The organism is Actinomadura logoneensis (assembly GCF_003428695.1).
In the GTDB taxonomy this organism is placed as follows: Bacteria; Actinomycetota; Actinomycetes; order Streptosporangiales; family Streptosporangiaceae; genus Spirillospora; species Spirillospora logoneensis.
The window spans coordinates 1-6620 of sequence record NZ_QURH01000901.1; the positions used below are offsets into that span (position 1 = coordinate 1).

A 6620-nucleotide genomic window follows, 5' to 3' on the forward strand; every position below is an offset into this window, starting at 1 on the left:
CCCGCGCGGACCGGTCGGTGGGCGGGCCGGTCGGCGCGGGGCCGGGCGGCGCGGGGCCGGGCTGCGGCCGGACCGCCTAGAAGGGGTCGGTCAGCTCGCCGAGCTTGTCAGTGAGCTGGAGGTTGTGCGAGTAGTCGACCGGGACGGTCACGACCGAGACGCCGTCGTCGTTCAGCGCCTTGCGCAGCGTGGGCAGCAGCTCGTCCGCCGCCGTCACCCGGTACCCGTGCGCGCCGAAGCTCTCCGCGTAGGCGACGAAGTCGGGGTTGCCGAACTTGATGTTCGAGCTGCGCCCGAGCTCCAGGTCCATCTTCCACTCGATCAGCCCGTACGCGTCGTCCTCCCAGATCAGCACGGTGATCGGGATGTTCTCGCGGACGGCGGTCTCCAGCTCCTGCGAGTTCATCAGGAACGCGCCGTCGCCGGTCGCCGCGAGCACCTTGCGCTCGGGGTGCGCGAGCTTGGCGGCGAGCGCGCCCGGCACCGCGAAGCCCATGGACGACAGCCCGTTCGACACCAGCAGCGTGTTCGGCTCGTACGTCGGGTACATCCGGGCCATCCACATCTTCACCGCGCCCGTGTCCGCCAGCACGATGTCCTCGCGGCCCATGGCCTCGCGGATGTCGGCGACGATGCGGCGCGGGGACAGCGGGAAGCCGTCCTCGGCGCGGCCCTCGGCCAGCTCGTCGCGCATCAGCTCGCGGATGCGGCGGCCGGTGCCGTTCACGTCCCAGCGGCGGTGCACGGCGTCGCCGAGCGCGCGCAGCGAGCGCGAGACGTCGCCCTGGATGCCGACCTCGACCGGGTAGTGGTCGTCCACCTCGGCGGGCATCGCGTGGATGTGGATGATCTTCTTGTCGGCGTGCGGGTTGACCTTGACCGGGTCGAACTCCTGCAGCTCGTAGCCGACCGCGATGAGGACGTCCGCCTCGTCGAAGCCGAAGTTCACGTAGTCGTGGCGCATGAACCCGACCGCGCCGAGCGCGTTGCGGTGGTCGTCCGGGAAGACGCCCTTGCCGTTGAACGTGGTCGCGACCGGCAGGCCCAGCTTCTCCGAGAAGTGGACCAGCGCCTCGCTCGCGTGCGCGCGCGTCGCGCCGTGCCCGGCGAGGACGATCGGCTGCCGGGCCATCGCCAGCACGTCGGCGGCCCGCGCGATCTGCGCGGCGGACGGCTCCTGCGGCTGGACGACGTTGACCCGCAGCGGGCCGAGGTCCGCCGAGACCGACGCCGACTCGACGTCCTCCGGGATCGCCAGGTACACCGCGCCGGGACGCTCGGTCTGCGCGGTCTTGAACGCCTTGCGGACGATCTCCGGCAGCGCCTCGGGCGTCGGCACCAGCTCCGACCACTTGGTGATCGGCCGGAACAGCGACACCAGGTCGACGATCTGGTGCGACTCCTTGTAGATGCGGTCCAGCCCGACCTGCGCGGAGATCGCCACGACCGGCGTGGAGTTGGTCTGCGCGTCGGCGACGCCGAGCTGGAGGTTGATCGCGCCCGGGCCGAGCGTCGCGGACGCGACCCCGGCCTTGCCGGTGAGCCGTCCGTAGATCTCCGCCATGAACGCCGCGCCCTGCTCGTGGCGGACGAGCACGTAGCGGATGGACGACTCGTTCAGGGCCTGGACGAAGTGGATGTTCTCCTCGCCCGGGATCCCGAAGACGTACTCGACGCCTTCGGCCTCCAGGGTGCGGACCAGCAGTTTCGCGGCGTCCGCCTGCGTGGACATGTGCCTGTCCCTCTTCCTCGGGGTGATGTCTGGAGCGAGTCTGTGTCGGGAGCCGATGTCTGGGAGAGCATCCTTCACCCGCCGCGCATTTCCCGCTGTGGCCAACCTCACCCGGCTCCTACCCCGCCCTGCCCCAGCTCCTCCCAGCCCTCACAGGCCGGGCGGGGACAGGTGGGTCAGGGGCGGCAGAGGATCTCGCCGTGTTGGGCGGTGAAGACGCCGTCCGGGGCGGCGGCCCACTCCTGCCAGCCGGCATGGATGCGTTCCAGTTCGGCCCGGGTGGCGTGGCCCTTCGCGACGGCCGTCTCGGCGAGGCTGGAGTGGACCATGCGTCCGCCCCACGTCCCGCACCACCACTCGCGCTCCTCCGGGGTCGCGAAGGACCACACGGTCGAGGTGAACGCGACGTCGGCGAAGCCCGCCTCCCGGGCCCACGACACGAGCCGCCGTCCGGCGTCGGGTTCACCGCCGTTGCCGCGCGCGACTTTGTAGTAGACGGGCAGCCAGTCCGCCATCGCGGGCGGCTGCGGGTACCAGGTGAAGGCGCCGAAGTCGGCCTCCCGGACGGCGACGATCCCGCCGGGCCTGCACACCCGGCGCATCTCCGCCAGCGCGCGGACCGGGTCGGCGATGTGCTGCAGCACCTGGTGCGCGTGGACGATGTCGAACGCGTCGTCCGGGAAGCCCAGCGCGTGGACGTCCGCCACCGCGAACTCGATGTTGTCAAGGCCGCGCTCGGCCGCGTGCTCGCGCGCTTGGCGGAGCACGCCGTCGGCGGCGTCCACGGCGACCACCCGGCCGGGGGCGAGGCGTTCGGCGAACTCGGCGGAGATCGTCCCGGGACCGCATCCGACGTCCAGCAGCGAGAGCCCGGCGCGGAGGTGTCCGGCCAGATAGGCTGCGGAATTCCCGACGGTGCGCCAGGTGTGCGAGCTGAGCACGGTCGGGTGGTGGCCATGGGTGTATTCGGACATCCGGATCCCCTCTCGCGGAGTCGGCCGGTTCTGCGGTGTGCCCCGCAGCCTGACACGTTTCTCATTTTCTGAGAACTGCGTCTCGGATAGTGAGATCCCAGATTCTTAACGTTTGCTGATAAAACAACCGAACGCGATCATCTTTCACTACCGTGACGTTCGCGACTGAAGGGGCGAACGTGCGTAAGAGGACCGAACGCAAACTTGCCGTGGGCGCGGTGGCCGTCGTCGCCGCCGTGCCGACCGCTCTCGTGCTGATCCCGTGGAACGGGCCGGGCGGCTCGCAGCCCGCTGCGGGCAACGCCCCCCTGGGCGCGCAGGCCGCCGCGTCCGACCCCAAGCCGGTCAAGCAGCCGCCCGCCGCGCCCGCCCAGGGCAAGATCTCCAAGCTGCCCACCGCGACGCCCAGCACGACGTCCACGCCCGTCCCCACCGCGGTGCCGACCATCACGCCGTCGCCGGGCGGTGGCGGCGACGGCGGCCTGAAGGGCTGGGCCGGCGCCGACGACGGCGCGGTGGTCACCGCCGCCAAGTGGTCCGGCAAGCACCAGGTCGACCTGAGCGTCAAGTCGCCCGCGCTGGGCCAGACGCGCACCGTCCGGGTGCTGGTGCCGACCGGCTGGAAGGCCAAGACGACGCAGACCTGGCCGACGCTGTACGCGCTGCACGGCGGCAACGACACCTTCGTGTCCTGGACGCGCAGCACCGACATCGCGACGGTCGCGCGCCAGTGGAACACCATCGTCGTCATGCCCGAGGGCTCCAACGGCTCCTACACCGACTGGTACAACGGCGGACGCGGCGGAACCCCGCGCTGGGAGACCTTCCACGTCAGCGAGGTCCGGCAGCTCGTCGAGCGGAACCTGCACGCGGGCACCACGCGGGCGATCATCGGCATCTCGTCCGGCGGCCAGGGCGCGGTCACCTACGCGGCCCGGCACCCGGGGATGTTCAGGTACACGGCGTCCTACAGCGGCGTGCTGTCGATGCTCTCCCCGGGCATCCCGGCGCTGCTGCTGTACATCAACATGCGCTCCGGCACGAACCCGCTGGACATCTGGGGCGACCCGGTCACGGCCCGAGCGAACTGGATGGCGCACGACCCGGCGTCGCTGGTGAAGCGGCTGGCCGGGACGAAGGTGTTCGTGTCGTCCGGCAACGGCACGCCGGGTCCGCTCGACAAGCCCGGCAAGAGCCCGGTGGACATCGGCTACCTCAGCGAGACCCAGGTGCTGCGAGCCAACGGCGACTTCGTCACGGCCGCCAAGGAGGCGGGCGTGCCGGTCACGGCCGACTTCTACGGCGAGGGCTCGCACAGCTGGCCGTACTGGAAGCGCGAGATGCACAAGAACTGGGCCGACATCATGGCGAGCATCGGCGCCAAGCAGCTCTGACCCTCGTACGAAACGACGTCCGGCCGGTTCCCTCGGGACCGGCCGGACGTCGTTTCGCGCTTGGCGCACGGCCTTTCCGAACCCTGCGGCGCCCGCGTCCGGGCAGGTCAGACCGTTTGGAAGGTGTCGCGGTACGGCTGCGGCGCCACACCGACCACGCGGCGGAAGTGCGGGCGCAGGGCGACGCCGTTCGCGAAGCCCACCTGCCGGGCTATCGCGTCGATCGGCAGGTCGGTGCTCTCCAGAAGCCGCTGCGCGTGCAGGACGCGCTGCGCCAGCAGCCACTGCAGCGGGGACGTGCCGGTCGCCTCCCGGAACCGGCGGTCGAAGCTGCGGCGGCTCATGTGCGCGCGCCGCGCGAGGGCGTCCACGTCCATGGCCGGATCGTGCAGGTTGCGGACGGCGTGCTCCAGGACGGGCGCGAGCGGGTCGTCCACCCCGGGCTCGGGGACCGGGTGCTCGATGTACTGGGCCTGCCCGCCCGAGCGCTGCGGCGGGACGACCATGCGCCGCGCGATCGACGCCGCCGCGCGCGCCCCGGCCTCCCGCCGGACGAGGTGGAGGCACGCGTCGATCCCGGCCGCCGTGCCCGCCGAGGTGACGACCGACCCCTCGTCCACGAACAGCACGGCCGGGTCGACGCGCACCTTCGGGTAGCGCTCGGCGAGCGCGGGCGCGAACCGCCAGTGCGTGGTGGCGCGGCGTCCGTCCAGCAGGCCGGCCGCCGCCAGCACGAACGCGCCCCGGCAGAGGCCGACGACCGTCGCGCCGTCGGCGTGCGCGGCGCGCAGCGCGTCGAGGGCGTCCGCCGGGGGCTCCGCCTCGCCGAACCGCCAGCTCGGGACGACCACCATGCCCGCGTCGTCCAGCGCGTCCAGCCCGTGCGGGGCGTGCAGCACGAGCCCCGCCGAGGTGCGGATCGGGCCGGGCTCGGCCGCCAGGGCGCGGACCTCGAAGGGCGCCTCGCCGCGCGGATCGCTGCCGAACACGCTCAGCGGGACGCTCGTCTCGAACATGGGCACGCGGTCGAACAGGACCACCGCGACGGTCCGGGGATCACGCATGGCCGGAATCTATCGCACGGTGGCTTTCTCGCCGCTCACGTCCGGCGCGGCCGGGTCGGCAGGATCGGGGACATGACGATCTCCATCACGGCCCTGGGCGGCCCCACCGCGATCCTCGAGCTCGGCGGCCTTCGGCTGCTCACCGACCCGGCGTTCGACGAGCCCCGCGACTACGTCGTCGGCGGCGGCCGGAAGGTGACCAAGACCGGCCCGACGGCCCTCTCCCCCGACGAGGTCGGCGCGATCGACGCCGTCCTGCTGTCGCACGAGCAGCACCCCGACAACCTGGACGAGTCGGGCCGCGCCTTCCTGTCCCGCGTGCCGCTCGTGCTGACCAACGCGTCCAGCGCCGCGCGGGTGGCCGGCGCGACGGCGCTCGGCCTGTGGGAGCACCACGGCATCGCCCGTCCGGACGGCGGGACGCTGCGGGTCACCCGCGTGCCCGCGCTGCACGGCCCGGACGGCGCGGAGGCCGTGACCGGCGAGGTCGCCGGGTTCGTGCTGGCCGGCGACGGCCTGCCGACGGTCTACGTCAGCGGCGACAACGCGTCGCTGGACGTCGTCCGCGAGGTCGCGGAGCGGTTCCCCGCCATCGACGTGGCGCTGCTGTTCGCCGGGGCGGCCCGCACGGTCCTGCTGGACGGCGCGCTGCTGACCCTGGACAGCGCGGGCGCGGCCGAGGCCGCCCGCATCCTCGACGCGCGGCACACCGTCCCGCTGCACTTCGAGGGCTGGGCGCACTTCACCGAGGGCGCCGACCGGCTCACCAAGGCGTTCGCCGAAGCGGGCCTGACCGACCGTCTCGTCCTCCTCACCCCCGGCGAGTCGGCCACGCTCTGACCGGACGTCCTTGCGGAGGCTCCGGACGGCGGCCAGGGGGTCAGGCGTGGACGGGCCTGTCGGCGCGTGCGGTGGTCCGGACGCGCCGAGGGAGGGCGGCGGGACGGGCGCACGGCGGTTCGTCGGCGTAGGTGTTGAGCGGCAGGCGGGTCAGCTCGCTGAGCCACGGCTCGACGATCGTCCGCTCGGCCGGGCCGGTCAGGCCGGACCGGGAGAGTTGCCGCGAGAACCCGTTCACGTACTCCACAACAGCCCCTTTCCACTCCCCCGCCGAACCGCCCGGCCGGGGGTGTTCCCCCACGTCACAAGGCAGACTCTAGGCACCGCCTACGACATTTTCGGGGCCGCTCGCGGGGGTGCGGGAAGGGCGCTCAGAGCCAGCGGGCCACGCCGCCGTGATGCGAGCAGGTGCCGCGCCGGTGCGCGGAGAAGGAGAGCGTTCCGTCCCGGCAGACGGCCGTCGCGCCGGACGGGTAGCGCGGCGTCCTCGGCTTCGCGCTCGGCCGGTGCGGGCGCGGTGTGGACGGCTTCGGGCGGTGCGCCGCGGGCGTGGACGGCCGGGGCCGCCTGGACGGCGACGACGCCCGCGGGGGCGACGCCGGCGCCGTCCCGGCGG

7 protein-coding genes are annotated in these 6620 nt (G+C 72.9%); 2 read left to right on the top strand and 5 right to left on the bottom strand.

The annotated features are described in order from the left end of the window. Window positions 1–76: 76 nt before the first annotated feature. Together DZF91_RS30375 and DZF91_RS30380 are read right to left on the bottom strand one after the other, a co-directional pair. Window positions 77–1732: an acetolactate synthase large subunit gene (locus tag DZF91_RS30375; RefSeq protein ID WP_117360520.1), complete on the bottom strand. Its 1656-nt coding sequence runs from the start codon at window positions 1730–1732 to the stop codon at window positions 77–79. 176 nt (window positions 1733–1908) lie between these two features. Beyond that, window positions 1909–2706: a methyltransferase domain-containing protein gene (locus DZF91_RS30380; protein ID WP_117360521.1), complete on the bottom strand. Its 798-nt coding sequence runs from the start codon at window positions 2704–2706 to the stop codon at window positions 1909–1911. A 179-nt stretch (window positions 2707–2885) separates the two neighbouring features. Here DZF91_RS30380 and DZF91_RS30385 point away from each other — a divergent pair, with 179 nt between their 5' ends. Further along, a complete protein-coding gene (locus DZF91_RS30385; RefSeq protein ID WP_147341460.1) occupies window positions 2886–4100 on the top strand; it encodes an alpha/beta hydrolase in 1215 nt (404 codons plus the stop codon). 107 nt (window positions 4101–4207) lie between these two features. Here the strand turns inward: DZF91_RS30385 and DZF91_RS30390 are convergent, their stop codons facing one another. Continuing rightward, window positions 4208–5164 carry a GlxA family transcriptional regulator gene (locus tag DZF91_RS30390; protein WP_117360523.1) on the bottom strand — a complete coding sequence of 319 codons (957 nt, stop codon included), beginning with the start codon at window positions 5162–5164 and terminating at the stop codon, window positions 4208–4210. A 72-nt stretch (window positions 5165–5236) separates the two neighbouring features. Here DZF91_RS30390 and DZF91_RS30395 point away from each other — a divergent pair, with 72 nt between their 5' ends. Continuing rightward, complete coding sequence (locus tag DZF91_RS30395) at window positions 5237–6004, top strand: MBL fold metallo-hydrolase (RefSeq protein WP_117360524.1); 768 nt, start codon at window positions 5237–5239, stop codon at window positions 6002–6004. Between the two features lie 40 nt (window positions 6005–6044). On the opposite strand, the gene DZF91_RS30400 is transcribed toward DZF91_RS30395, so the two are convergent. Further along, window positions 6045–6251 (bottom strand): hypothetical protein, encoded by a 207-nt coding sequence (locus tag DZF91_RS30400; protein ID WP_117360525.1) that lies wholly within the window; start codon window positions 6249–6251, stop codon window positions 6045–6047. 124 nt (window positions 6252–6375) lie between these two features. Beyond that, the coding region (locus tag DZF91_RS30405) for a DUF3761 domain-containing protein (protein WP_117360526.1) at window positions 6376–6620 on the bottom strand (245 nt) is incomplete at its 5' end.